We start from the raw sequence: 25959 nt of genomic DNA on the forward strand, positions 1-25959 counted from the left end.
TTTCGCGAAGCAACAGATCACCATGTTATAACATAACACTAACCACTAATGGACATAGGCATGTTCTCAAAAAAATACCACGCACTTTCCTTCACCTTGATACTGTCCAGCGCGCCATTGATGGCCGCAGACAACCCAGGCTCACACCAACACGGCCATGCGCAAATGCAACTCGCATTCGCGGATAACCAGGTTGAAATACTACTCACATCCCCGGCTGGCAACATGCTGGGGTTCGAGCACCACCCTCGCACACCTGAGCAGCACCAGACTGAAGAGCGTGTCACTCATTGGTTAGGCGAAAATCCGCTAGTTAATACTCCGGAGTCAACCTGCCAGATACAGGCCACCACGGTTCAGCATGAGGTTGCAGGCGGTCACGATCATGGGGGGCACAGCCACGGGGACGAGAGCCAGCACGCTGATATCACTGTCACCCAGATTCTGAACTGCACCGGGCTGGATAATTCAACTTCTCTGACCACACCACTCATCGCCCACTTCCCGGCTCTGGAGCATCTTGATATTGCCTGGGCCGGCCCGGATGGCCAGGGTGCAGCTCGCTTAGGGCAAGGTGAGAGTTCTTTCAGGGTCGGGCGCTGACCCTACTCCTCATAGGGCTCAACCGCCTCCGCCACCATTGAATAGGATGACGTACCAACACCTGTTTCTGTTCGGTCGATAACCAGCGTGCCTTCAATCCAGACAGGATCGTAGAGAGCCTCGAGCTTGAACCCCTGTTTGTATTTAATGTGGATGATCTGATTGGGCGGCGGAGGCGGCACGTGGATGCAGGCACCGTAATAGGGCACCAGAAAGAACTCCAGAATGCGCATATCGTTGGTGGTTTTTAGGGGCACCACAAAACCCGGTATACGGCCTTTAACACTGGCCATCTCGGGGACAACCCTGCCGGTCATGATTTCGTCTGGCAGCAAGGCGGGGCCGTCGCCCTCATGCTCCAGTTCGGGCATATTTTCCAGCAGGGCCAGATCTTCTGCTGGCATGAGCTCCAGCCAGTCGATTTCCCGGAGCTCTGAGTATGCTGGCATGGGAAAGCTCAGCAAGAGAATCAACACCGCCGAAACCGGAGCCCAGGCAGAGGAACGTGAAGTAGAGATCATTAACAAAGCTCTCCGGAAAACCAACAGCCATTATAGTGCACACGATTTCAGTGCACATGAATAGTAGCCAGACATAATACACGGGGCAGATAGCGATCAACATGAACAGCCAGTCAGAATCCAGCGCGCACTCTCCTGAACATGCGCCAGCGGCGATCGACGTCAAAAATCTTAGCTTTTGCTGGGGTAACCAACAGCCGACACTGCTGTTCCCTGATCTCACACTACCTCAGGGCGAACACCTCTTTCTTCATGGCCCGAGCGGCACGGGGAAAAGTACGTTTCTGAGCCTTCTTGCCGGCATGCTCGCACCAGCTGCGGGCGCCATCAAACTGCTGGGCACTGACATCCACCAACTGGGTGCGGGCAAGCGTGACCGCTTCCGGGCAGACCACATGGGCGTTATATTCCAGCAGTTCAACCTGGTGCCCTACCTCACAGCCGAGGCCAATGTGACCCTGCCCTGCAGGCTGTCACATCGGCGCAAGGCTGCCACCGGCGAGGCGCCAGCTGCCGCCGCTCAGAGGTTACTGGCGGCTCTGGCCATTCCACAGAGCCACTGGCAACGCAAGGTTACTCAGCTCAGCATTGGTCAGCAGCAGCGCATTGCCGCTGCACGGGCGCTGATCGGTGCGCCGGAGATTATTCTGGCGGATGAGCCCACATCCGCGTTGGACAGTGATAATCGCGACCGCTTTATTCAGCTATTGCTAACCATGGCTGAACAACGCAACACGTCCGTGCTGTTCGTCAGCCATGATCGCTCGCTGGCCCAGCACTTTCATCACCAGCTAGAACTCGGGCAGGTAACCGCATGAAGGCTCGTCTCGCATTATCACTGGCAAGTGCCAGCCTGTGGCACCGGCGCAAAGTGCTGGCCCTGGTGTGCCTCACCCTCACCTTGAGCGTCACCCTTCTGCTCGGAATCCAGTATCTGCGCACGGAAGTGAAGCAGTCCTTTACCAGCACCATCAGCGATACCGATCTGATTATCGGCGCCCGCAGTGGCCAGCTTAACCTGCTGATGTACACGGTGTTCCATATCGGCGATGCCACCAACAACATCCGCTGGTCCACATTTCAGGATCTTAAACAGGACGCGCGCATTGATTGGTTGATTCCCATTTCTCTGGGCGACAGCTACAAGGGCTTTCGGGTTGTCGGCACAGACAAAGGTTTTGCCGAGCATTTCCGGTTTGGCAGGGGCCAGCCTCTGAACCTTGCTGCCGGCCATTGGTTTGACGGAATTTTCGATGTGGTACTGGGTGCCGGCGTTGCCAGAACCCTGACCCATGGCCTCGGAGATAAAATCATACTGTCCCATGGCGGCGGGCGCACAAGCTTCTCGAATCACAAAGACACCCCCTTCACCGTGACCGGCATTCTTGAGGCCACGGGCACACCGGTTGATCAGGCGGTCTATATCAGCCTGCAAGGCATGGAGGCTATACACGTTGGCTGGGAATCGGGTATCGCCATTCCCGGTCGCACGCTCACCCCGGAGAAGGCACAAAACCGGGACTTAACACCCAAAACTATTACCGCTGTTTTTGCCGGTCTGGATCGCAAGATCCTCACGTTTCGCGTGCAGCGTGATCTGAACCAGTACGCGGGCGAACCACTCTCGGCCATGTTGCCCGGCGTGGCCTTGAGTGAACTGTGGCGACTGATGAGCCAGTTTGAGCAGGCACTGCTTGGCATCACCGGATTCGTAGTGGTGACGAGCCTGATCGGTCTGATTGCGGTACTGCTCACACTGCAAACCCAACGCGCCCACGAAATCGCAATTTTGCGTGCTACAGGTGCCTCTCCCGGCCTGATTGCAAGCCTCTACCTTATCGAGTGCCTGGCACTTGCCCTTGGAGCCTGTGTAATTTCGCTGGCATTGGGTGCTTTGGCGATTTCAATGTTTGGCCCCTGGCTGCTGACAAATTATGGAATTCAGCTTCAATTACGCCCATTAACCTTCGAAGAATGGTCTCTACTGATATCCGTGCCGCTGGCCGCGCTGTTAGTAGCGCTTATTCCGGCCTTCAGCGCTTGGCGGCAAAGCCGTTCTCAGGGCTTTGGAAGCCCCGGTGAGACGTGACAAAATCGTGCGCAGAAGCGTCAAAGAACGGAAGGCTTCAACTTATGACACGCGTGTAAATTGACCGCTATGCCACACGCACTTATAGTTAGTCGCAATAACTTCAACCTATGCTGGGCACGTCATGGAACAGTCCGAAGTACAAGCATTAGCGGACAAGCTGGACAAGCTGATCGAACACTGCCAAAAACTGGAGCAGAATAACGCTGCTCTGAGGCAGTTGCAGGATGACTGGAACCGGGAACGGGCCCAGCTTATGCAAAAAAATGATCTTGCCAAAAACAAGATCGAAGCCATGATCGGTCGCCTTCGGGCACTGGAGCACCATTGATGTCCAAGCAACCTACTACCGTTGAGGTGAAAATTCTCGACAAGGAATATCTGGTCGCCTGCCCTCCTGAAGCACAGGAGGCACTGATTCGGGCAGCCAGACACCTCGACAGCAAGATGCGGGAAATTCGTACCGGCGGCAAGGTATTCGGCACCGAGCGCATCGCCGTGATGGCCGCACTGAACATGACCCACGATTTGCTAGAACGGGACACCATGTCAGAAGCCACCAGCACGCTCCTGAAAGCCATGGACAGCAAGCTGGAAAACGCCCTCGGCGAGCCTTCAAACCACTGATTTATGGTTGTTTCCCCGATAGGTGTTGCAATCGCACCCGGATCTGGCCCTATAATGGATTCACTTCCTGGGCTGTTCGCTGGTCGAACTCGTCCTCGAGCCGATGCGCTTTACCCAGGTGGCTACTCTAGGGCATTGTGAGCATGTCCCCGCAGGGGGAAAGCCTAATATGTCACAGCGGCCGCCGACCTTGAACTTTGGGTTCAAGGGCCACGTTCGATAACGGCAGCTCGGGAAGCTTTATTTTGAGCCAGACTACCGACTCACACCCCTCCGAATTCGATTTACCCCCCTCGTCCCGCAACGCATTACGAAAGCATTTGCGCCAACTCAGGTGTGCACTGTCAGCACGGGACCAGGAACAGGCCTCGGCTTCTCTTGCTCTGAATCTGCTGAAAAATCCGGACCTATACAGAGCCAAGCACATTGCCATCTATCTGCCCAACGATGGCGAGATTGATCCACATCCTTACATGGCCATGGCTAGGGCCCGTAGCAAAGAAGTTCACTTTTACCTGCCGGTACTGCACCCGATCCATCCTGGCAGGCTGGTTTTCAGCCCCTACTACGATGGCATCGAACTGACGGCCAATCGCTTTGGCATCCCCGAACCAGCTTTCAGCAAAGGGCTCAGACGACCAGCATGGGCGCTAGACGCGGTGATGTTTCCATTGGTGGGATTTGATGCAAACGGCGGACGACTGGGAATGGGAGGCGGATTTTACGATCGCACGTTCGCGTTCACCCGCCTGCGCCCGCGGCTGGCACCGAAGCTCATAGGCCTGGCTCACAACTTCCAGAAGGTAGACAAGCTACCCATTGAGCCCTGGGACGTACCACTGCATAGCGTGGTGACGGACTCGCAGGTGTATCGGGTAAAGTAATGCGGAGTGCGTTAAGGGGTCAGCGGAACTCTGACCGGGTAGTGGCCGAATACGCGGAAACTGGCTCAACAGAATTTTTCGTTGCAGTCGCGGGCCTGCCTTCCGATGCCTGTAGCGACGTAAACCCTGTAATTACAAGGCCGACAGCAAAGATCAGCACAATGGCCCGGATAATATCAGGCTTGCCACCCATGACACTTATTCCTGTTCCAAATAATGTTAAATCTGCGAGAAATCAGCCCTCTATTCTTGTTTCCAAGAATTGCTCGAAAGACTAACACGCATTCTGAATTTTACAATTTTTGACAGGTTAAAGTTCAGTAAGAAAAACAGGGGCGTGCGGATAAAGAGGAGCCAGCCCGGGAGCTATCGCCCGGACCAGCTAATCAATAGAATCAGGATGCCTTTCCGTTACCGGCACCCAAAAACAACTGGTAAGCCTCGTTGTCCGTCATGTTTTCATAACGGAAACCTACTTTGCCCAGCATGGCTTCAAAGTCTTTTACCTCATCATCCTCTACTTGCGCACCCAACAGCACACGGCTATATGCGGCGCCGTGGTTGCGGTAGTGGAACATCGAAATATTCCAGCGCGTTCCCAGCGACATCAGGAGTTTCAAAAGCGCCCCCGGGCGCTCCGGGAATTCGAACTGGAACACCTTCTCATTGGTGATGGTGGGCGCGTGGCCACCCACCATATGGCGAATATGCTGCTTGGCCATGTCACTGTCTGTGAGGTCGAGAACGGAATAGCCGTTTTCGCGAAGATCCTGCACCAACTCGTCTCTGCCCAGGCCGCCGGCCTGAACCTGAACACCCACAAAAATCGTTGCCTTGCCTGCATCAGCGTAGCGATAGTTAAACTCAGTAATGCTGCGCTTGTGCAAGGCGTTAATGAATGTTTTGAAAGCCCCCGGCTTCTCTGGAATGGTCACCGCAAGGATGGCCTCGCGCTTCTCACCGATTTCCGTGCGCTCTGAAACGTACCGCAGGCGATCGAAGTTCATGTTGGCGCCGCTCAAGGTGGCAACCAGGTTTTCATTCTCGATCTTTTCCCGCTCGATGTACTTCTTGATACCGGCAACGCCCAACGCACCCGCGGGTTCGGCGATCGAGCGGGTATCTTCAAAAATGTCCTTGATAGCAGCGCAGATCTCATCGGTAGAGACGGTAATGACCTCATCCACGTGATCCTTGCAGATTTCCCATGGATACTTGCCAATCTGCTTTACTGCCACACCGTCAGCAAAGATGCCCACCTCGTCCAGAACCACGCGCTTGCCGGCCTTCATGGCCGCTTGCAGGCAATTGGAGTCTTCCGGCTCCACACCGATCACCTTGATTTCAGGGCGCAGGTATTTGATGTAAGCAGCCATGCCGGCAATCAGGCCACCACCGCCCACACAGATAAATACCGCGTGGATAGGCTTGCTGAACTGCCAAAGCATCTCCATGGCGACCGTGCCCTGCCCGGCAATCACATCGGGGTCGTCATAGGGCGGAATGTAGGTATAACCATGCTTTGCGACCAGCTCCTGGGCATGGGTAGCGGCTTCATCAAAGGCATCACCCCTGAGCACTACCCGCGCTCCATGATCCCGGACAGAACGCACTTTGATCTCCGGCGTGGTCTGAGGCATCACGATAACAGCCTTGATACCCAGCTCTTTGGCAGCAAGCGCTACACCCTGCGCATGATTGCCCGCGGAAGCACAGATAACCCCTTTGGACTTCTGCTCTTCCGACAACTGAACAAGCCGGTTATACGCGCCGCGAATCTTGAAAGAAAACACCGGCTGAAGGTCTTCCCGCTTGAGCATAATGTTGTTGCCAAAGCGCTTGGACAGGCTGCGGGCTTCAGTTAGGGGTGTTTCGATGGCCACGTCATAGACGCGCGCATCGAGAATCTTCTTGATGTAGCGTTGCGGCATGTTGGTTCCGGTTGCTGATGGGATGAATGGTCGAGGAAAACCCACAGTGTAGGAAGTTTGCACCACGGTCGTCTATAAGCAGGCGCCTCTTAAGCGCTATAATGGCCCCGAACTCACACGATTTGCACCCGGAGCGCCTAATGACCCAGGACGAACTCAAGAAAGCCGTTGCCAAAGCGGCTGTGGATTACATCGCGCCGCGCCTGGAGCGTGACAGTATTATTGGCGTAGGCACAGGAAGCACCGCCAACTTCTTTATCGACATGCTCGCAGATCTGAAAAACGATTTTGACGGTGCTGTAGCGAGCTCGGAAGCAACGGCAGAGCGCCTGAAAAGACACGGCATTCCTGTATACGACCTGAACAGCGCCGGTGAGCTGGAGTTTTATGTAGATGGCGCAGACGAAACCAATGGACAGCTTGAGCTGATTAAAGGCGGCGGCGGCGCGTTGACCCGTGAAAAAATTGTGGCCGAGGTGGCCAAAACCTTCATTTGCATCGCCGACGGCTCGAAAAAAGTCGACATTCTGGGAGACTTTCCCCTCCCGGTAGAAGTACTGCCAATGGCACGCAGTCTGGTCGGCCGGGAAATCGTCAAGCTGGGGGGCGACCCGGTCTATCGCGACGGTTTTACAACCGACAATGGCAATATCATTCTCGATATCTACAACATGGATCTGTCTCGCCCCATTCAGGTGGAAGAGCGGTTGAATAACATTGTCGGCGTTGTGACCAACGGCCTGTTTGCCCGGCGCCCTGCAGACTTATTACTTCTGGGCACCGACTCCGGAGTGCAAAGCATCGCCCGCGCAGGTACATGAAACCCAAGCACCAACCCACAATAACTGCCGGCACCTTCTGCCGGTTTTTATTGTGGCGCACACCAAACCAAGCGCTTGCTTGGGGCATGGAAATCAGTAACACTGACGGCATCAACAATTTATATAGCCAATGTAGAGGTGCTTTCAGTGTCTGATTACTTCAACGATACCCATGAACAGGCCCGCTTGACCGCCCGCAAATTCATTGAAACCCACGTGCGCCCATACATCGACGAATGGGAAGAAGACGGTGAGTTTCCCCGGGAAATCTACAAAAAAGCCGGGGACGCCGGCCTGCTGGGCATTGGTTTCCCTGAGGCTTTGGGCGGAGTGAGTGAAGGCGACATTTTCCTGAAAGTAGCGGTGTCTGAAGAACTGATGCGTTCCACATCCGGCGGTTTTGTTGCCAGCATTGGCTCTCTCGACATTGGCTTGCCACCCGTTGCCAAGTGGGCCAAGAAAGAGATTCGGGAGCAGATTGTGCCCTCGGTTCTGAGTGGTGATAAAATTTCTGCGCTGGCGATCACTGAGCCGGGCGGCGGTTCCGACGTAGCCAACCTGAAAACCCGCGCCGTAAAAGACGGCGATCACTACATCGTGAACGGCAGCAAAACCTTCATTACCAGCGGCACACGGGCCGACCACTTCACCGTAGCCGTAAGAACCGGGGGCGAAGGCCATGCTGGCATCAGCTTGCTACTCATCGACCGCGACATGCCCGGTTTCTCCAATGGCAACAAACTCAAAAAGATGGGCTGGTGGGCCAGCGATACAGCCGAGCTGTTCTTTGAAGACTGCCGGGTACCTGCAGACCGCCTGATCGGCGCAGAGAACGCCGGCTTTATCGCTATCATGAGCAACTTCCTGGCGGAGCGCCTCAGCCTGTCCATCATGGCTTACATGACCGCACAACTCGCGTACGAAGCTGCCATAGAGTACGTAAAACAGCGCCAGGCATTTGGCCGACCGGTTTCCGGTTTCCAGGTGACTCGCCACAAGCTGGTCGACATGGCTACCCAAATCGACGTGGCTCGTGAATACACCTACCGCTGTGCAGCATTGATGCAGGCTGGCAAAAACCCCATCAAACAAGTGGCCATGGCGAAAAACTTCTCAGTGGACATCTGCGAAAAAGTCACGCGGGAAGCGGTGCAGCTTTTTGGCGGCATGGGCTTCATGCGGGAATCCGTGGTGGACCGGCTTTATCGAGATACGAAAATCCTGTCGATTGGCGGGGGTACTACGGAAATCATGAAGGAACTGATTGCGAAGCAGATCAAACTATAAGTTTTCTGCATGCCTTCAGTACCGCCTACTTCGGAGTCCGGTTGCCCTCTGGCGGTGCTGTCTGAAAAACGCCCGTAAATACATCCCTGTAGGGCTCGGTCGCGCCATCCCTGGCGCTCCACGTTTTCAGACAGCACCGCCACAGGGCAACCTGCAATCAAGGCGATGGATCTCACCCACCAAGGTTTAGTTTCGAATAGCAGCAGAGTCCCGTATAATCGCGCTCACTTTTTAAGCGCAGTTAACGAATCCCACAGATCAGGAAGGACGTCTCATGCAATTCGACAACATCCCCGCTGGCAAAAACCCGCCGGAAGACATTTACGTTGCCATTGAAATTCCGGCCTTCAGCTCCCCGGTCAAGTATGAACTGGACAAAGACATGGGCGCCCTGCTGGTAGACCGCTTCATGGCCACCCCCATGTTCTACCCCGCAAACTACGGGTTTATTCCGCACACGTTGGCTGACGATGGCGACCCGATCGACGTGCTCGTTGTTACCCCGCACCCGGTGGAGCCAGGCTCTATTATCCGCTGCCGGCCTGTGGGCGTGCTGAATATGGAAGACGAAGCTGGCGGTGACGTTAAGCTGCTTGCTGTCCCCCACAGCAAACTGACCTCTGTATACGACCACGTAAAAGAGCTCGAAGACCTGCCGGAATTGCTGCGTGCGCAGATCAAGCACTTTTTCGAAAACTACAAGACTCTCGAGAAAGGCAAGTGGGTCAAAGTACAAGGCTGGGGCAGCGCTGCCGAAGCCAAGCAAGCCATTGTTGATTCGATCAAGGCTTATTCCAACTAATCTGCCTGATTGAACATAAAAAAACCGGGCCATGCCCGGTTTTTTTTTATGTCTGAATGAAGCCCTCAACCCCGGGACAGAAGATCCCGCATGTCGCTAATGGCCGCATTGGCCCGCGAGAGATAGGCCGCCATCGTCAGCGAGTGGTTAGCCAGAACGCCAAACCCGCTACCATTAAGGATAACCGGGCTCCACATTTTACCCTGAGCACCTTCCAGTTCAATGATTACCTGCTTCACGCTGGAAATAGCATTCTTGTCCTGTAGCACCTTACGGAAATCCACTTCAATAGCGCGGAAGATATGCAGCAAGGCCCACGAACTGCCCCGGGCCTCGTAAAACACATCGTCAATCTTGGTCCAGTCGGTTTTAATATCACCGCCACCGGTTTCTTCATTTAGCGGATTGTCGGCATCCACATTGGCCACAGCTTCCGAAACCGATGCCTTACCAACGCTCTCGCCAAGGGTACGCGAAAGGCTGCCCAGGCGGGTTTCCAGATCACCAAGCCAGTTGCTCAGGTTATCAGCTCTGGCAAAGAACTGGGCGTTTGCCTGCTCGGGGCTGGACAGACGATTAAGGTAACGCTTCAGCGCTGCAATACCACGACGATACTCTGCCTCGGTGGACGGAATAGCCCAGCTTCCGCTATCAAAGTGAAACTGCGGCTCCGCTATGATCAAATCGGGATCTTCCGCAGATTGGCTCTGGGAGCGGCTTATATCCTTACGCATGGCCCTTGAAAGGTCACGAAGCTGCACCAGTACGCCGTATTCCCAGTTTGGCTGGTTATCCAGCCAAAGCCCGGGAGGGAAAATATCGTTGGACAGATAGCCTCCGGGCTTATCCAAAAGCGTTTCGGCTATGCGGATCATGGTTACCGTTGTGGCAAAACCGGTGATTGGCTCCCGTTGCATCTCATTGGCAACGGCCCGCGTGTGCTCGCGCACTGAAAAGGCCTCGGGTTCACTGCTCCAATAGATCCCCAGCACAATCGTCACCAGCAAATACACCAGCAAGACAACAGCTACAAACTTGCCTATCACGCCGTTGTTGCCGGCATAATCCTGGGCGTCTTCTTTCTTGTCTCTGAAATACTGTCTGATTTTGCCTGGCATATTACGTTAAGCCCCTTATCTGTTAATTGACTGCTTTACCGTCTGTATGGATCCTAACCCATGGCGCTTTCTATATACACACCTCAGAATTCACAAACAATTACACGGTGCAACCTACGCCGACAACTCTAAACACTATAGACTCCAGAAACAGACTAAAGTTGGGAAAAACGTCCTCGCCCCTAAGGACGGCCCATAATGAAAAGAGGCAGCCCGGAGAATAATGAGCGACGCAAGCCAGAAAGAAAAACTCAGGCAGCATTTTGCACGCCGCGTGACAACTCAGGCACGGGTTGTACTGGACACTTGGCAGAAAATTAATTCCAACAGCGGGTCGTTTCCCGCGCTCCGGGAGGAACTCCTCGGCGCTTCCGAAAAGCTGGTGCGGTACGCACAAAGATTCGAGATGGCAGACCATGCCGAGGCGGGCAACAAGATCCTCACTGCTGTAAACAACTGGTCAGCCGACGCCGCTCCAAACGACGCTACCGAACTGCAGCTTCAGGATGCCATCGACGCACTTGCACGAAGCACCCAGAGACGAACCGACCAGAGCGACACAGAAACACCCCACCAGTTCCGGCGCACCCCGGTGTATATCGCACTCACCAACTCCGAGATGGCGAACCGGCTAATCCGCCAGCTTGAATTTTTCGGCTTCCGTGCTGCCGCATTTGATTCCGCACAGGAACTGTCGGAGGCCTGCGCCCTGCATAAGCCCGAAACAATCCTTATGGATGTGAACTTTGGCGGCGGCCCAAACACCGGCATAGCCACCATTGAGCGGCTGCAAGAAAGGCACGACACGCCCGTTCCAATTATTTTCATGAGCGACGAAGACGGCACTATTGAAACCCGCCTCCGCGCTTCCCGCTGCGGCGGCGAAGAATTTTTTTACCCTGCGGTTGATCCCGGCCAGCTCATCGAAAAAATTGAAACCTACACCCACGGCAATACTGTGGAGCCATACCGGGTGCTTGTACTGGACGATTCCAGAGCGCAGGCCAAGTTCATGGAAACGGTTCTCAAGAAAGCGGGTATGACTGCCCACATCATCACCGACCCCATGGAAATCATTCACGCGCTGGACACCTTCTCACCAGAGATCATCATCCTCGACATGTACATGCCGGGTTGCACAGGCATGGAGATTGCGCGAGTAATTCGGCAGCAGGACCGGTTTCACAGCGTGCCGATTATCTATCTTTCAGGTGAGGAGGATGTCACCAAACAATTGCACGCCATGAGCCTGGGCGGCGACGACTTCCTGACCAAGCCTGTAGACCCCAAGCACCTGATTGCCACACTCCATAACCGTGGCCGGCGCGCACGCTCACTCCTGGCACTGATGATCCGCGACAGCCTCACCGGGCTCTACAACCATACTCATACGCTATACTTGCTGGACCAGGAAATCGTGCGTGCACGGCAGAAAAACCAGCCACTGTGCTTTGCGATGATCGATATTGACTACTTCAAGAAGGTGAACGACACCTACGGGCACCCGATCGGCGATCGTGTTATTCGCAGTCTTTCTATGTTTCTCAAGCAGCGCCTACGCAAAACCGATCACATTGGCCGTTTCGGTGGCGAAGAGTTCGCAATCATTCTTCCCAATACACGGCCAAGCGATGCCCGCAATGTTCTGAATGAAATTCGGGAGCGTTTCGGCGAACTCCAGCAGCCTGCCGGTGACCGGGAGTTTAATGTAACCTTCAGTTGCGGCGTGGCTTCCTGGGATAATGAACCCTCCCATACCCTGTGCGAACGCGCCGACCGCGCACTCTATGCCTCCAAGGATCACGGGCGCAATTGCGTCACTCTGGCAGACAGCTGATCCCCCCAGCCAACTGACCGGGCAGCTCCCGCAGAGCTGCCCGTATGAAACCATCGTCGTATAGAAGTCCCTCTCCCTGTTAACGACAATGATTAGTATCAGCAAAAAGATCTTGCTGGCGCTTCTGGCTTCTCTGGTTGCAGCCAGCAGCTGGCATGCAACATTGTCAATAAGTGTTGATCTGAAGAATAAAAGCACACACCATGGGTGGAAAATGCCGATATATTCGGCGATCCTGTTTCTAAAGTGACAAAGGCAGACGCAACCATGTCTACAATTCTTGTGCTCCATGGCCCCAACCTGAACATGCTCGGCACCCGCGAGCCTGAGGTCTATGGCCACGAGACATTAGCGGACATTGATGCGCGATTAAGGGAACAAGCAGAAGAACGCGGTCATCACTTGTTACACCTACAGTCAAACGCTGAATACGAATTGATTGATAGAATCCATGAAGCTCGAGCAGAGGGCGTAGATTTTATTATTATTAATCCGGCAGCTTTCACGCACACCAGTGTTGCTCTGCGGGATGCCCTATTAGCTTCAGGCATTCCGTTTATTGAAGTACATCTTTCCAACGTGCATGCGCGGGAAGCCTTCCGCCATCATTCGTACTTTTCTGATATCGCCGTGGGCGTTATCTGCGGATTAGGCAGCCAGGGGTATGAACTCGCCCTTCAGGCCGCCATGCAACGAATTCACCGACAGACCTGACACAACGGGATTGGACTGACCATGGATATTCGCAAAATCAAGAAGTTGATCGAACTGATTGAAGAATCTGACGTCGAAGAGATTGAGATTCATGAGGGAGATGACTCTGTTCGCATCTCCAGACGTCGTGAACAAGCCTCCGGCACCCAATACATTAGCCAATACGCGCCACCCGCACCGCAATATGCGCCGGCACCAGAAACACCTGGGCCCGTGCAGGACGATAGCCCGCAGCAACCGGTCCACAACGGGCACGCGCTGCGTTCTCCGATGGTTGGAACCTTCTACCGTGCGCCATCGCCCACTGCCGATTCGTTCGCCGAAATCGGCCAGCAGGTAAAAGCGGGCGATATTGTTTGCATTGTAGAAGCCATGAAGATGATGAACCAGATCGAAGCCGACAAGAGCGGTACGATTACTGAAATTCTGGTTGAAAACGGTCAGCCCGTAGAGTTTGACCAGCCGCTGTTAATCATTTCCTGAACTCGGTGATAGCTACTCATGGCCATGTTAGAAAAAGTTCTGATCGCAAACCGGGGTGAAATAGCCCTCCGGATTTTGCGTGCCTGCAAAGAGCTCGGCATCAAGACTGTAGCGGTTCACTCACAGGTTGACCGCGACTTGATGCACGTGCGCCTCGCCGATGAATCTGTCTGTATCGGCCCCAACAGCCCTTTGGAAAGTTACCTCAACATTCCAACCATTATCAGTGCTGCTGAAGTCACAGACTCCGTAGGCATACACCCTGGTTACGGCTTTCTTGCTGAAAACGCTGATTTTGCCGAGCAGGTCGAAAAAAGCGGTTTCCGTTTTATCGGGCCCAGTGCAGAAACTATCCGCCTGATGGGCAACAAGGTTTCTGCAATTAACGCGATGATTCGTGCCGGCGTTCCCACCGTGCCGGGCTCAGACGGCCCGCTGACCGAAGACGACGAGCGCACCCTGCAAGTGGCGCGCAAAATCGGATACCCGGTAATGATCAAGGCGGCTTCAGGCGGTGGTGGCCGGGGCATGCAGGTGGTTCATTCTGAAGCAGCGCTGCTCAAGGCTGTGCAGATCACCCAGACCGAGGCTAAAAATGCCTTTGGCGACCCCACGGTTTATCTGGAAAAGTTCCTTGAAACGCCGCGCCACGTTGAAGTTCAGATTCTCGCCGATATGCACGGGAACTGCATTCACCTGGGCGACCGAGACTGCTCCCTGCAGCGTCGAAACCAGAAGGTAATTGAAGAGGCACCTGCGCCCAATATCAATCCGGAAGCTCGCGAACGCACCCTGAAAGCCTGTGTGGATGCCTGTAAAGAGATCGGTTACGTGGGTGCCGGCACCTTCGAGTTTCTGTATCAGGACGGCGAATTCTTCTTCATTGAAATGAATACCCGGGTTCAGGTGGAACACCCAATCACAGAAATGGTGACAGGTGTCGATATTGTTCGTGAACAGCTGCGCATTGCCAGCGGCTTACCCCTCACGTACAAACAGGAAGATATCCAGATCCGGGGCCATGCGATGGAATGCCGCATCAACGCAGAAGACCCGGATACCTTCGTGCCAAGCCCAGGAAAAGTGAAGTATTTTCACGCCCCTGGAGGATACGGTGTGCGGGTGGATTCTCACCTGTATAGTGGCTATACCGTTCCACCGTTTTACGACTCCCTGATTGCCAAACTGATCACCTGGGGTGACGATAGACAGGTGGCACGCCGGCGCATGAAAATCGCTCTGGATGAGTTGCTGATTGAGGGCATTAAAACCAATCAGCCTCTGCATCGGAAACTGGTGCGCGATGGCGGCTTTAAAACGGTAGACTTCACTATTCATTACCTTGAAAAACTGATGCGGGACTAACCTCCTGCATCGCAATGCAGGAAGAGCTATGCCCTGGATACAACTTCAGATCCCAGCTGATCCCGATACCGCGGATCAGCTTGAAGATCTGCTTATGGAGATAGGCGCTGATGCCGTCTCCATGGAAGACGCAGCCGATCAACCCCTCTACGAACCAGACCATGGCACCACGCCTTTGTGGAGCCAGACCACCGTAACCGGGCTTTTTCAGGCCGACCGCGATATAGATCAGCTGTGCTCAGACATCCGCAATGCCTGGCACCAGCAAACCCAGCAATCGCTTACTGATATAGACGTCACCCTGGTAGAAGACAAAGACTGGGAGCGAGCCTGGATGGACGATTTTCATCCTCTGCAATTCGGAGAGCGCTTGTGGATAGTGCCAAGCTGGCATGAAGCGCCGGATCCGGATGCCGCCAACTTGATGCTCGATCCTGGCCTGGCCTTCGGCACAGGCACACACCCCACCACAGCTCTTTGCCTGGAATGGCTGGATGGCGCGGATGTTACAGACAAGCAGGTAATCGACTATGGCTGCGGCTCCGGCATACTCGGTTTGGCAGCCCTGCTTCTTGGCGCCGACCATGTTACCGGCGTAGACACCGATCCTCAGGCTCTGGAAGCAAGTCGTGAGAACGCCCGTCGCAACGGTGTGGATGAGGCCAGGCTGGATCTGTACCTTCCGGAAAATGAGCCAGACGGCAAAGCCGATGTAATGTTGGCAAACATTCTCGCACAGCCGCTAATAGGCCTCGCGCCTCATCTGGCAAAGCTTACAAACCCTGGGGGTGACCTGGTGCTTTCGGGCATTCTTTCTTACCAGGCCCGTTCGGTAATGGCTGCCTATGAGCCCTGGTTTATTATGGATGAGCCGGCACAGCGTGAAGAGTGGGTACGCCTCACAGGACGACGCAACGACAGATGACGGAGGCTGTCTTAAAGACTAAACTCCCAACTCGTATTTCAGTTCATAGCTCCGTCGCTTTCAGGAACAAAGCATGACCCAGAGTAGTCTGCAAACCGAATGCCCAAAATGTCATACCCGCTTTCGGGTGACCGATGAGCAACTTGGCCTTGCCAAGGGAAAGGTGCGCTGTGGTCATTGCATGGCTGTTTTCAACGCAATCGAACACGAGATAGCAAGCGTTGCTCAGAAAGCCCCCTCTGACAAGGGCAGCAAAATGCCCTCAGAGGGCGCTTCAACTGGACAGTCCGCCAGCGGTTTCGAAAGCGATGCATCGGGAGACGATTTCGTCTTCGCGGATAACCCCGAGGAAGATGCTCAAGAAGGCCGCTATGCCGGAACAAAACTGACGTTCTCGGATGACGAACTGAGTGACAGCTTCCGCAGTTTCGACGACCGAAATCCCTCAGCTCTCGATGAATCCAACGCCGACGACCTGACTGAGGACGTTGATGAAAGCTGGGCCGAAGCGATTCTTTGGGAAGACGACGCGCCGGCCGATACCGCCGAGAGCACTCCAGAGGCAGAAGACGCCAGCGCAACCCCAACCGAAAGCCCTTCGGAATCGCAACAGGACGAAACACCGGGCTTTTTCGTCGATGAGCAGGCTGACCCGGCATTCGAATCCTTTGCCAACGAGCATAAGGCAGACGCTGAGCCCGAGCCCGACCCCGACCCCGAACTCGAACACCAGCCTGAAAAACAACCCTTTGAAGCGGGTGCCCCCTTTGGCGACCTCAGATACGAGCCGATATCCATGGGTGGCAGCAATAGAAGCTGGCTACGCACCCTGACTTGGACTGTGGTTGTGCTGGGCCTTATCGGCGTGCTGGTTGCGCAAGTCACCTGGTTTCAGTTTGACCGGCTGTCGGCAATACCGGAACTACGGCCGTTTTATGAAAAGGGCTGCGAGCTGGCAGGTTGTGAGCTGAAGCCTTTGATCGACGTTGAGGCTATTCAGAGCCGCAAGTTGGTCGTTCGCACCGATCCGGACAACCGAAACCAGCTGGTGGTAGACGCAGTTATCATCAACCGGGCAGTATTTCAGCAACCCTTCCCAGCCATTGCCCTGACATTCTCCAACCTGAACGGAGATGTCGTTGCCCAGAGTATTTTCGCCCCCTCGGACTATCTTGCTGGCGAAGCAGAAGGACTCGACATAATGCCCGTGGAAACCCCCGTGCGCTTTGCTATCAGCATCCGTGATCCGGGCCGGGACGCGGTCAATTACAACATAATTTTCCGCCCCTACACCCCCTGAGCGAACCTGCCGTAGACCACCCGGCAGGTACTCCACTCGTCACCCCGTAGAACAAAAGTCAACCAAAAAGAGCGAAAAATAATCAGTTTTTTCGCTCCCTTGCCCCTTCAATCAAAGTGCCCCCAGCGGTATCATTAGCGCCCTTCGGAACTGGCATCGGTTATTTATTAAACAACCGCACCACTCCGACTTTTGCATTCTCTGCTGTGATACGGGTTCAAACCATGTTGCCGACGGCAAAAATCGGGCCGTACACGCTGCCCAATCCGCTGATTGTTGCGCCCATGGCCGGTGTAACAGATCGTCCATTCCGGCTGCTTTGCCGAAAGATGGGCGCGGGTCTGGCGGTATCGGAAATGGTGATAGCAGACAGCAAGCTATGGCATACGCGCAAATCCAGAACCCGCATGGATCATGCAGGGGAACCCGAACCTAGGTCTGTGCAGATCGCGGGTGGCGACCCGGAAATGCTGGCCAATGCGGCGCGGCTTAATGCCGAATCCGGTGCCCAGATAATCGACATCAACATGGGCTGCCCGGCTAAAAAGGTGTGCAACAAAGCCGCCGGCTCCGCGTTGATGAAAGATGAGCGCCTGGTTAGAGATATTCTGGAAGCGGTGGTCAGTGCAGTGGACATACCCGTTACCCTGAAAATGCGTACCGGGTGGGACCAAAGCTACCGTAACGCACCAGCAATAGCGCGCATGGCAGAAGATATCGGCATTCAGGCGCTGGCCGTTCATGGCCGCACCCGAGCCGACAAGTACAACGGTGACGCCGAATACGACACCATCGCTGAAGTTAAAGCCAGTGTTGGCATTCCGGTTTTCGCCAATGGTGACATCACGTCACCGGAAAAGGCTCGTGAAGTTTTGGCATATACCGGTGCCGATGGCCTGCTTATTGGGCGCGCGGCTCAAGGTAGCCCCTGGATTTTCAGGGAAATACTGCATTTCCTTGAAACCGGACAACACTTGCCAGCACCCCCGCTAAATGAAGTGGAAAAGATTTTAAGCGAACACCTGGTTGCCCTGCACAGCTTTTACGGCGAACTCATGGGCGTGCGTATTGCCAGAAAACACGTGGGCTGGTACCTGCAGTCCCACGACCCGGACAAACAGTTCCGCAGTCGCTTCAACGCGTTCGACACCGCGCTGGAGCAGAAAGACAGTATCCAACAGTATTTTTCAGGCTTACGAAACGGAGAGGAATTCGCAGCATGACCGCTGAGACTTTGGTACAGAACACCTTGAACACCCCAGCCAACGATGATCTTCACCAGCTACAAACGGTGAATAGCAGCGGCAACACCGTTACCCTGCGCGACAACGTTGAAGTGGCTCTGAAGAACTACTTCGCCCAACTTGATGGCGCCCCCGTTACAGAGGTTTACCAGCTGGTGCTCTCGGAAGTGGAAGCGCCGCTGCTGGAGCAGGTAATGAAATACACCCGCAACAACCAGACCAAGGCATCCACCATGCTCGGTCTGAACCGCGGAACCCTGCGCAAGAAGCTCAAGCAGTACGGACTGCTATAATCGAGACACCCTGACTTGAAAGAGGGCCTCCCGGACACCCTTCGCGAGGCCCTTGTTCGTTCACCCCAAGTGAAGAATGTGACCCCATGGCAAACCAGGCTAATACCCCCGTCCGTCGCGCACTGATCAGCGTTAGTGATAAATCCGGCATCGTCGAATTCGGCCGTGCCCTCACCGACCGCGGCATCGAACTGCTCTCCACCGGAGGGACTTTCCGCCTCCTGAAAGACAACAGTGTTCCCGTTACTGAAGTCTCCGACTACACCGGGTTCCCGGAGATGATGGACGGCCGGGTAAAAACCCTGCATCCGAAAATCCACGGTGGCATTTTAGGCCGCAGAGGCACCGACGACGCCATCATGGGTGAGCATGGCATACACCCGATTGACATGGTTGTGGTGAACCTCTACCCGTTCGAATCCACCGTTGCCGATCCGGATTGCGACCTTGCTACCGCCATTGAGAACATCGACATCGGCGGCCCAACCATGGTTCGCGCCGCTGCCAAGAACCACAACGATGTCGCCATTGTGGTCAATGCATCGGATTACAGCCGCGTTCTGCAAGAGCTGGATAACAACGATGGTCAACTCAGCCATGCCACACGCTTTGATCTGGCGGTTAAAGCCTTCGAACACACCGCAGGTTACGACGGCGCCATTGCCAATTACCTCGGTGGCCGCACCGCTGATAACGACAACGCCGATTTCCCCCGCACGTTTAATGCCCAGTACGTGAAAGTGCAGGACATGCGCTACGGCGAAAACCCGCACCAGCGCGCGGCCTTCTATGCCGAGCGCAACCCGAAGGAAGCCAGTGTTGCCACCGCAAAACAGCTTCAGGGTAAAGAGCTTTCCTACAACAACGTGGCGGATACTGACGCGGCCCTGGAATGCGTCAAGCCGTTCGCAGATCCGGCCTGTGTAATCGTCAAACACGCCAATCCCTGCGGCGTGGCGATCGGTGCGGATATTCTCCAGGCCTATGATCTGGCCTTTGCAACAGACCCCACCTCCGCATTCGGCGGCATTATTGCCTTTAACCGGGAACTGGATGCAGAAACCGCCAAGGCAATTATTGATCGCCAGTTTGTTGAGGTCATCATTGCCCCCACCATCGCTCCGGAAGCGGTAGAGCTGGTTGCAACCAAAAAGAACGTCCGGCTACTGGCCTGTGGTGATCTGGATGGTGAGCGCGCCCAATCCATGGACTACAAGCGCGTAACTGGCGGCCTTCTGGTACAGGATCGTGACCTGGGTATGGTGGCCATGGCCGATGTAAAAGTCGTCACCACCCGCCAGCCAACAGAACACGAACTGAACGACCTGCTGTTTGCTTGGGAAGTAGCGAAGTACGTGAAGTCCAATGCCATTGTTTATGCCCGCTCAGGCCGCACGATCGGCGTGGGTGCAGGCCAGATGAGCCGCGTATACAGCGCCCGGATTGCCGGCATCAAAGCCGCCGATGAGAACCTGGAAGTAAAGGGTTCGGTTATGGCTTCTGATGCATTCTTCCCGTTCCGGGATGGCATTGATGCCGCCGCTGAAGCAGGCATTACTGCGGTCATTCAGCCCGGCGGCTCCATGCGGGACCAGGAAGTCATCGACGCCGCCAACGAACACGGCATTGCCATGGTCTTCACCGGCATGCGCCATTTCCGGCACTGATTACAATTCTTTATGACAGCTCTTTTTAAACATACGGGGCAATAAGATATGAATATTCTGGTAATTGGCAGCGGCGGTCGTGAACACGCCCTGGCATGGAAAGCAGCTCAGTCTCCGGGTGTGGGCACTGTTTTTGTAGCGCCTGGCAATGCGGGCACTGCTCGCGAGCCGGGCGTTGAAAACGTCAAGATTGATGCTCTGGATATTGAGCGCTTGGCCAAATTTGCCTCCGACAACAACGTTGGCCTCACCATAGTTGGCCCGGAAGCACCGTTGGTAGCCGGCATTGTAGATTTGTTTGAAGAGCGTGGCCTGCGCGTATTCGGCCCCAGCGCCAGCGCCGCACAACTGGAAGGCTCCAAAGCCTTCACCAAGGATTTCCTGGCTCGCCAGAACATCCCTTCCGCCGCCTACGGAAACTTCACCGATGTAGATGAAGCCTTGGCCTATGTTCGCAAGCAGGGTGCGCCCATTGTCGTAAAAGCTGACGGCCTTGCCGCTGGCAAAGGCGTTATTGTGGCCATGACTCTGGAAGAAGCTGAAAACGCCATCCGCGACATGCTCGCAGGCAATGCCTTTGGTGAGGCTGGCAGCCGTGTGGTAGTTGAGGAATTCCTGGAAGGCGAGGAAGCCAGTTTTATTGTTATGGTGGATGGCGAGAATGTTCTGCCCATGGCCACCTCACAAGACCACAAGCGCGTAGGTGACGGCGACACCGGCCCCAACACCGGCGGCATGGGAGCCTACTCCCCGGCCCCCGTGGTCACCGCTGAGGTGCACAAACGCATTATGGACGAGGTTATCTACCCAACGGTGCGCGGCATGGCCTCTGAAGGCCTTCCTTACAAAGGCTTCCTGTACGCCGGCCTGATGATAGACACCAGCGGTGCCCCGAAGGTTATCGAATTCAACTGCCGTTTTGGCGATCCGGAAACCCAGCCAATCCTGCTGCGCATGAAGTCAGACATTGTTGCGCTCTGCCAGGCGGCGATTGATGGCAAACTGGATGAGTGCAGCTCTGACTGGGACGAGCGCGCAGCCGTGGGCATTGTGCTTGCAGCGGGGGGCTACCCTGGCAGCTACAACAAAGGCGATGTTATTTCCGGCCTGCCGGAAACGGATACCGACGGTGAGAAAGCATTCCATGCCGGTACCAGCTTGAGCCAGGATGGTGACGATGTCGTTACCAATGGCGGCCGGGTACTCTGCGCAACCGCGCTGGGCCATAGCGTTACTGAAGCTCAACAGAGGGCTTATGCTCTCGCGGAAAGAATACGCTGGGACGGTGTTTTTTATCGCAAGGACATTGCCTACCGTGCGATCGCGCGTGAAGGATCGTGACGACACACTGAAGATGAAAGCCCGGCCAATGCCCGGGCTTTTTTATAGGGTAGTGTAAACGCACTCGCCCAGCGGGCAAGAAACACAAACAATCAGGATTCGCCCCAAATGTTGAGAACGCCCCCGTTTACTGCCGTTTTTTTACTATTTACTGTTCTGTTGCTAAGTGCCTGCTCCCGCCAAGGCATATATGAAACCGCCATTGGTTATGAACGCTCCTCTGCCGGCCTCGAAGCAGACAATATCACCGTGGGTAATCTCGAAATCGCGTACCTGCGAAATACCGAAGCAAACAACGGCGACACCATTGTTCTGGTACACGGTTTTGGGGCCAACAAAGACAACTGGACACGCATTGCCCGAGAGCTCACAGATGATTTCAATGTCTACGCCATAGACCTTCCAGGCCACGGCGAAAGCAGCAAACCACTGGATCTTGGATACCGTTTTGAAGAGCAGGTCGCCCACCTTGCCGGCATTATTGAAGCCTTGGGGATCAGCGAGATGCATATGATGGGCAACTCCATGGGCGGCGGCATTACCGCCCTTTACACGGCTACCCATCCAGAACAAATTAAAACCGCGGTGCTGTTCGACCCAGCCGGCATCCTGGATTTTGAAAACGACATGGTCGACATGGTGCTGGCAGGTGACAACCCTCTCATCCCCAGCAAGCCCGGAGATTTCGAACGCCTGATGGATTTTGCCCTGGAAGAACGGCCCTTTGTTCCCTGGCCGATTCTGGGGGTTATGGAAGAAAAAGCCATCGCCAATCAGGAAGTGAACAACGTGATCTTTGAAGCCATTAAAGAGGTTGGCTTTACAACGGACTTTCGCGACGCCATCAAACGGATCGAAGATCCTGTTCTTATCGTCTGGGGCAAAGAAGACCGCATACTGGACTACCGTAACGGTGCCATCTTTCAAAAGACCATCCCCGGTTCACAGCTGGAGATACTGGACGGCATCGGCCACGCACCGATGATTGAGGCACCAGAAGAATCTGCTCGCCTATTCCTTGAATTTGCCGAACCCTTCCTATCAAAAGTCGACTAAGTCAATTGGGCAGGAGGTTCCACCGTTATTGTTTTCAACGGTCAGGGAAAACAAGGTAGCCTTACACGGAAGCTAATTTTCCCCTTAAAGAACCTCCCATGCCTGAAGCTATCTGGATTTCTTTTGCATTCGGCCTTGGCCTCCTGATCAAATCCATCGGTCTGCCACCACTGGTTGGGTATCTGGCGGCAGGCTTTGTGCTCAGTGGTCTCGCCGCCAGCCCTTCTATTGGTATTTCTGCAGAACCCACAGCGGTACTGGCACATATCGCTCACCTGGGCGTATTGCTCATGCTGTTCACTGTGGGCCTCAAGCTTAAACTCAAGTCGGTTATCAGCCCCGAAGTCATCGGCGGCAGTCTTCTGCACTTTGCCATCACCTGTTTCGTGTTTACCCCGGGCCTTTATTTGCTGATGGACATAAGCTGGTACGTAGCATTTATGCTGGCTGTTGCCCTGTCTTTCTCATCGACTGTACTGGCCGCCAAGGTGTTGGAAAACAAGCGCGAGCTCAGAGCCTTTCACGGCCGGGTAGCCATCGGCATTCTGATCATGCAGGATTTGATCGCACTGCTGGTGATGAGCCTGGCAGCAGGCCAGACACCTTCAGAGTGGGCATTGATCGTCTTTGGCTTACCGCTGCTGCGGCCGTTGTTATACAAATTGCTGGACGCCAGTGGGCACGATGAATTGTTGGTGCTTCTGGGATTACTGCTGGCTCTGGTTATCGGTGGCTTGGGCTTTCAGTCGGTCGGGCTTAGCTCGGAACTGGGCGCCCTGGTATTCGGCGCCATTCTTGCAAATCACCCCCGCAGCCAGGAGTTGGCGAAGTCTCTGTGGAGCGTGAAGGAAATATTCCTGGTCGGCTTCTTTCTGCAAATCGGCATAGGCGGCCTGCCGGATACCAATGCGATTATTTTTGCCGTGGTGGCCGCTTTGGTGCTGCCCATAAAGGGCATTTTGTTCTTCTTCCTGATGTTGCTGTTCCGCCTGCGCGCCCGCAGTGGTTTTCTGACCGCACTGGCACTCACCAACTACAGTGAATTCGGGCTGATCGTAGCCAGTATTGCGCTGCCGGAGTGGCTGGTGCCTCTGGCCATTACAGTTGCCCTCTCTTTCCTTATCTCTGCTCCACTGAACCGGCTTGCGCACCCACTGTATGATCGCTTGAGCAATCGACTTGTCCCCTTCGAGAGCAAGCAACGACACCCCGATGAGTTACCAATTTCTCTGGGTGACACCCGGGTTCTGGTAATGGGCATGGGCCGCACAGGCACAGCCTCCTATGACTGGCTAAAAGTTAAAGAGGCAAGGCTGATGGGGCTGGATTCTGACCTTGCGAAAGTCATGCGGCACCAGAAGGAGGGGCGAAACGTAGTTTATGCCGACGCCGAAGACAAAACCTTTTGGGAAGCGCTCCATATGCCAACGCTGGATGCTGTCATTCTGGCAATGAGCGACATAGAGGCGAAACTCATCGCGGCACAAAAGTTACGGAAATATGGTTTCACAGGCTATATTGTTGCACACACTATGTTCGCAGATGAAGCCAAGAGCATTTGCGAAGCCGGTGCCGACGAAGCCTATCTCACCATGAGCGAAACGGGTGTTGCCCTGGCCAGTCACCTTCTGGACAAATGCCCGGGCCCGGCCCAGCTGCCGCCAGAGAAGGCAGGCTGAGCGCAACGTCAGGCCAGTGCACAGGTCCGAAAGCCTGTATACACATCGTTCCTCTGTGGCAGATACGCCTGACGATAGGTTCCTCGAATCAAGCAGGATGAGGTGGCGCAACTGCCTCCACGGCTGACCTTGTGATCTCCGAACTGGAGCGTAGACATGAACGGGTACATGTCGGTGCGGAAGCCATCATAGGGCAGAAACTGGCTGCTGGTCCATTCCCATACGGTACCGATCATCTGCCGACAACCAAACGGACTGGCTCCCTCCTGGTAATCGGTCACCGGGTTCTGGGCCATGGCACTGGCATTCATATCGGCGCGCATGGTATCCGGCAGTCCGTTACCCCATGGGAATTTACGGAATGGCTCATTTTTGCGGTTGCCAAGCGCAGCCACCTCCCACTCCTGCTCGGTAGGCAAACGCCGTCCTGCCCAACGGCAATAGGCTTCGGCTTCCCAGTAGCTCACATGGGTAACGGGTGCGTCGAGGCTCAGTGATTGCCACTGATCGAACACGCGCTCCTGCCACTGGCCTTCATGCCGTCGCCAATACACGGGGTGCTTTGGTGTTTGCAGCATGGGTTCCGACCTACCTTGAGCCAGCGCAATATCAGCTTCGGTTCGCAGCCATTTCTGCCCCCCGAAGGACCATAGATCCGGCGCTTCATAGCCGCCATCATCAACAAACTCCGCGAACTCACGGTTACTGACCAGGTATCTGGACATCGAAAACTCGCTCAGTGTCACCGCATGGCGGGGTTTTTCAGCATCGAAAGCAAAATCCTCAGCGGCATACTGTTCGGAATCGCCCGGCATGCCGATCAACCAGTCACCCGCAGGAATCCTGGCATCACCCCCTAATGAGTCGTCTGGTTTGTTACCTGGCGCAGGACGCTCGAACTTTGTTCCGGGTGGTGGCCCGTACCCAACTGTCTGACGGCACCAAACCAACGACTCTATGTGCATATTCTGGTGATAGATGGCGTAGCGGAAGAGGTAGAGTTCCTGATCGCTCAGTTGAGAGCTTTTAATACGATGCGCCATTTTTTCGTAGACGTGATCGAAGTAATTTAACGTTTTTTCGAGGCCGGGAAACATGTCCCGGCGCCAGCGATCCTGATGATCAATATGGAACGAATCCCACAGATCGTCCATGGAAGGATCAAAGCTGGCATCGCCGTCCAAAAGACTGAACACAAACACTTCATAGAAAAAAGCAGCGTGGCCCATTTCCCAAAGCGGTGGATTCACACCAGGATGGTAAGGCACGTCAAGCTGGTGTTCACCTAACGATGTAATGAGGTCCCGCGTTCGCTTTCGCGTGTTCTCAAGCTCTGTCAGCAATTCAGCTTTGTGCATCGGCTTTGCCTCCA

26 protein-coding genes and 1 other RNA gene are annotated in these 25959 nt (G+C 54.8%); 22 read left to right on the plus strand and 5 right to left on the minus strand.

The genetic code is table 11. The features are described from left to right. Window positions 1-60: 60 nt before the first annotated feature. Window positions 61-603, plus strand: a complete 543-nt coding sequence (locus tag RG807_RS04835; protein ID WP_309043864.1) for a ZrgA family zinc uptake protein — start codon at window positions 61-63, stop codon at window positions 601-603. A 2-nt stretch (window positions 604-605) separates the two neighbouring features. On the opposite strand, the gene RG807_RS04840 is transcribed toward RG807_RS04835, so the two are convergent. Then, window positions 606-1052, minus strand: coding sequence for a DUF3299 domain-containing protein (locus RG807_RS04840; RefSeq protein WP_410803583.1), 447 nt, complete (start codon window positions 1050-1052; stop codon window positions 606-608). Between the two features lie 173 nt (window positions 1053-1225). On the opposite strand from RG807_RS04840, the gene RG807_RS04845 reads away from it, so the two are divergent. The 6 genes from RG807_RS04845 to RG807_RS04870 all read left to right on the plus strand — a co-directional run bounded on the left by RG807_RS04845 (window position 1226) and on the right by RG807_RS04870 (window position 4724). Further along, window positions 1226-1942 carry an ABC transporter ATP-binding protein gene (locus RG807_RS04845; RefSeq protein ID WP_309043866.1) on the plus strand — a complete coding sequence of 239 codons (717 nt, stop codon included), beginning with the start codon at window positions 1226-1228 and terminating at the stop codon, window positions 1940-1942. Continuing rightward, window positions 1939-3213: an ABC transporter permease gene (locus RG807_RS04850; protein WP_309043867.1), complete on the plus strand. Its 1275-nt coding sequence runs from the start codon at window positions 1939-1941 to the stop codon at window positions 3211-3213. The genes RG807_RS04845 and RG807_RS04850 overlap by 4 nt, the downstream gene beginning before the upstream one ends. A gap of 124 nt (window positions 3214-3337) precedes the next feature. Next, window positions 3338-3544, plus strand: a complete 207-nt coding sequence (locus RG807_RS04855) for a TIGR02449 family protein (protein WP_309043868.1) — start codon at window positions 3338-3340, stop codon at window positions 3542-3544. Continuing rightward, on the plus strand, window positions 3544-3840 hold the full coding sequence (locus RG807_RS04860; protein WP_309043869.1) for a cell division protein ZapA: 297 nt from the start codon (window positions 3544-3546) through the stop codon (window positions 3838-3840). The genes RG807_RS04855 and RG807_RS04860 overlap by 1 nt, the downstream gene beginning before the upstream one ends. Window positions 3841-3901: 61 nt before the next feature. After that, window positions 3902-4081: non-coding RNA, 6S RNA (gene ssrS / locus RG807_RS04865), on the plus strand. A gap of 1 nt (window position 4082) precedes the next feature. Next, a complete protein-coding gene (locus RG807_RS04870) occupies window positions 4083-4724 on the plus strand; it encodes a 5-formyltetrahydrofolate cyclo-ligase (protein WP_435404654.1) in 642 nt (213 codons plus the stop codon). Between the two features lie 19 nt (window positions 4725-4743). Here RG807_RS04870 and RG807_RS04875 read toward each other — a convergent pair whose 3' ends face one another. Continuing rightward, complete coding sequence (locus tag RG807_RS04875; protein WP_309043871.1) at window positions 4744-4917, minus strand: hypothetical protein; 174 nt, start codon at window positions 4915-4917, stop codon at window positions 4744-4746. 202 nt (window positions 4918-5119) lie between these two features. Continuing rightward, window positions 5120-6655 (minus strand): threonine ammonia-lyase, biosynthetic, encoded by a 1536-nt coding sequence (ilvA, locus tag RG807_RS04880; RefSeq protein WP_309043872.1) that lies wholly within the window; start codon window positions 6653-6655, stop codon window positions 5120-5122. A 140-nt stretch (window positions 6656-6795) separates the two neighbouring features. Here ilvA and rpiA point away from each other — a divergent pair, with 140 nt between their 5' ends. The 3 genes from rpiA to ppa all read left to right on the plus strand — a co-directional run bounded on the left by rpiA (window position 6796) and on the right by ppa (window position 9565). Continuing rightward, entirely contained in the window at window positions 6796-7476 is a 681-nt protein-coding gene (gene rpiA, locus RG807_RS04885; protein ID WP_309043873.1) for a ribose-5-phosphate isomerase RpiA, read from the plus strand. A gap of 147 nt (window positions 7477-7623) precedes the next feature. After that, window positions 7624-8763, plus strand: a complete 1140-nt coding sequence (locus tag RG807_RS04890) for an acyl-CoA dehydrogenase family protein (RefSeq protein ID WP_309043874.1) — start codon at window positions 7624-7626, stop codon at window positions 8761-8763. A gap of 274 nt (window positions 8764-9037) precedes the next feature. Further along, window positions 9038-9565: an inorganic diphosphatase gene (gene ppa, locus RG807_RS04895; protein ID WP_298449409.1), complete on the plus strand. Its 528-nt coding sequence runs from the start codon at window positions 9038-9040 to the stop codon at window positions 9563-9565. Between the two features lie 65 nt (window positions 9566-9630). Here ppa and RG807_RS04900 read toward each other — a convergent pair whose 3' ends face one another. Continuing rightward, a complete protein-coding gene (locus tag RG807_RS04900) occupies window positions 9631-10683 on the minus strand; it encodes a DUF2333 family protein (RefSeq protein WP_309043875.1) in 1053 nt (350 codons plus the stop codon). 223 nt (window positions 10684-10906) lie between these two features. Here RG807_RS04900 and RG807_RS04905 point away from each other — a divergent pair, with 223 nt between their 5' ends. The 12 genes from RG807_RS04905 (at window position 10907) to RG807_RS04960 (ending at window position 24587) form a co-directional block, all read left to right on the plus strand. Further along, window positions 10907-12520 carry a diguanylate cyclase gene (locus RG807_RS04905; RefSeq protein ID WP_309043876.1) on the plus strand — a complete coding sequence of 538 codons (1614 nt, stop codon included), beginning with the start codon at window positions 10907-10909 and terminating at the stop codon, window positions 12518-12520. 267 nt (window positions 12521-12787) lie between these two features. Further along, window positions 12788-13234, plus strand: coding sequence for a type II 3-dehydroquinate dehydratase (gene aroQ / locus RG807_RS04910; protein WP_309043877.1), 447 nt, complete (start codon window positions 12788-12790; stop codon window positions 13232-13234). A 21-nt stretch (window positions 13235-13255) separates the two neighbouring features. Next, window positions 13256-13717: an acetyl-CoA carboxylase biotin carboxyl carrier protein gene (accB, locus tag RG807_RS04915; RefSeq protein ID WP_298449413.1), complete on the plus strand. Its 462-nt coding sequence runs from the start codon at window positions 13256-13258 to the stop codon at window positions 13715-13717. A gap of 18 nt (window positions 13718-13735) precedes the next feature. Continuing rightward, window positions 13736-15082 (plus strand): acetyl-CoA carboxylase biotin carboxylase subunit, encoded by a 1347-nt coding sequence (gene accC, locus RG807_RS04920; RefSeq protein ID WP_309043878.1) that lies wholly within the window; start codon window positions 13736-13738, stop codon window positions 15080-15082. Between the two features lie 28 nt (window positions 15083-15110). Beyond that, entirely contained in the window at window positions 15111-16007 is an 897-nt protein-coding gene (gene prmA / locus RG807_RS04925) for a 50S ribosomal protein L11 methyltransferase (RefSeq protein WP_309043879.1), read from the plus strand. Between the two features lie 73 nt (window positions 16008-16080). Beyond that, window positions 16081-17307, plus strand: coding sequence for a DUF3426 domain-containing protein (locus RG807_RS04930; protein WP_309043880.1), 1227 nt, complete (start codon window positions 16081-16083; stop codon window positions 17305-17307). 227 nt (window positions 17308-17534) lie between these two features. Next, window positions 17535-18530 (plus strand): tRNA dihydrouridine synthase DusB, encoded by a 996-nt coding sequence (dusB, locus tag RG807_RS04935; protein WP_309043910.1) that lies wholly within the window; start codon window positions 17535-17537, stop codon window positions 18528-18530. After that, window positions 18527-18844 carry a DNA-binding transcriptional regulator Fis gene (gene fis, locus RG807_RS04940; protein WP_200369728.1) on the plus strand — a complete coding sequence of 106 codons (318 nt, stop codon included), beginning with the start codon at window positions 18527-18529 and terminating at the stop codon, window positions 18842-18844. Before dusB ends, fis begins: the two co-directional genes overlap by 4 nt. Window positions 18845-18930: 86 nt before the next feature. Then, entirely contained in the window at window positions 18931-20511 is a 1581-nt protein-coding gene (gene purH / locus RG807_RS04945; protein ID WP_309043881.1) for a bifunctional phosphoribosylaminoimidazolecarboxamide formyltransferase/IMP cyclohydrolase, read from the plus strand. Between the two features lie 48 nt (window positions 20512-20559). Continuing rightward, complete coding sequence (purD, locus tag RG807_RS04950; RefSeq protein ID WP_309043882.1) at window positions 20560-21852, plus strand: phosphoribosylamine--glycine ligase; 1293 nt, start codon at window positions 20560-20562, stop codon at window positions 21850-21852. Window positions 21853-21960: 108 nt separating this feature from the next. Further along, window positions 21961-22908, plus strand: coding sequence for an alpha/beta fold hydrolase (locus RG807_RS04955; RefSeq protein ID WP_309043883.1), 948 nt, complete (start codon window positions 21961-21963; stop codon window positions 22906-22908). Between the two features lie 98 nt (window positions 22909-23006). Further along, entirely contained in the window at window positions 23007-24587 is a 1581-nt protein-coding gene (locus RG807_RS04960) for a cation:proton antiporter domain-containing protein (protein ID WP_309043884.1), read from the plus strand. An 8-nt stretch (window positions 24588-24595) separates the two neighbouring features. Here the strand turns inward: RG807_RS04960 and senA are convergent, their stop codons facing one another. Next, window positions 24596-25945 (minus strand): selenoneine synthase SenA, encoded by a 1350-nt coding sequence (gene senA, locus RG807_RS04965; protein WP_309043885.1) that lies wholly within the window; start codon window positions 25943-25945, stop codon window positions 24596-24598. Window positions 25946-25959: the final 14 nt, after the last annotated feature.

This window comes from Marinobacter sediminicola, from assembly GCF_031157525.1.
GTDB lineage: Bacteria > Pseudomonadota > Gammaproteobacteria > Pseudomonadales > Oleiphilaceae > Marinobacter > Marinobacter sediminicola.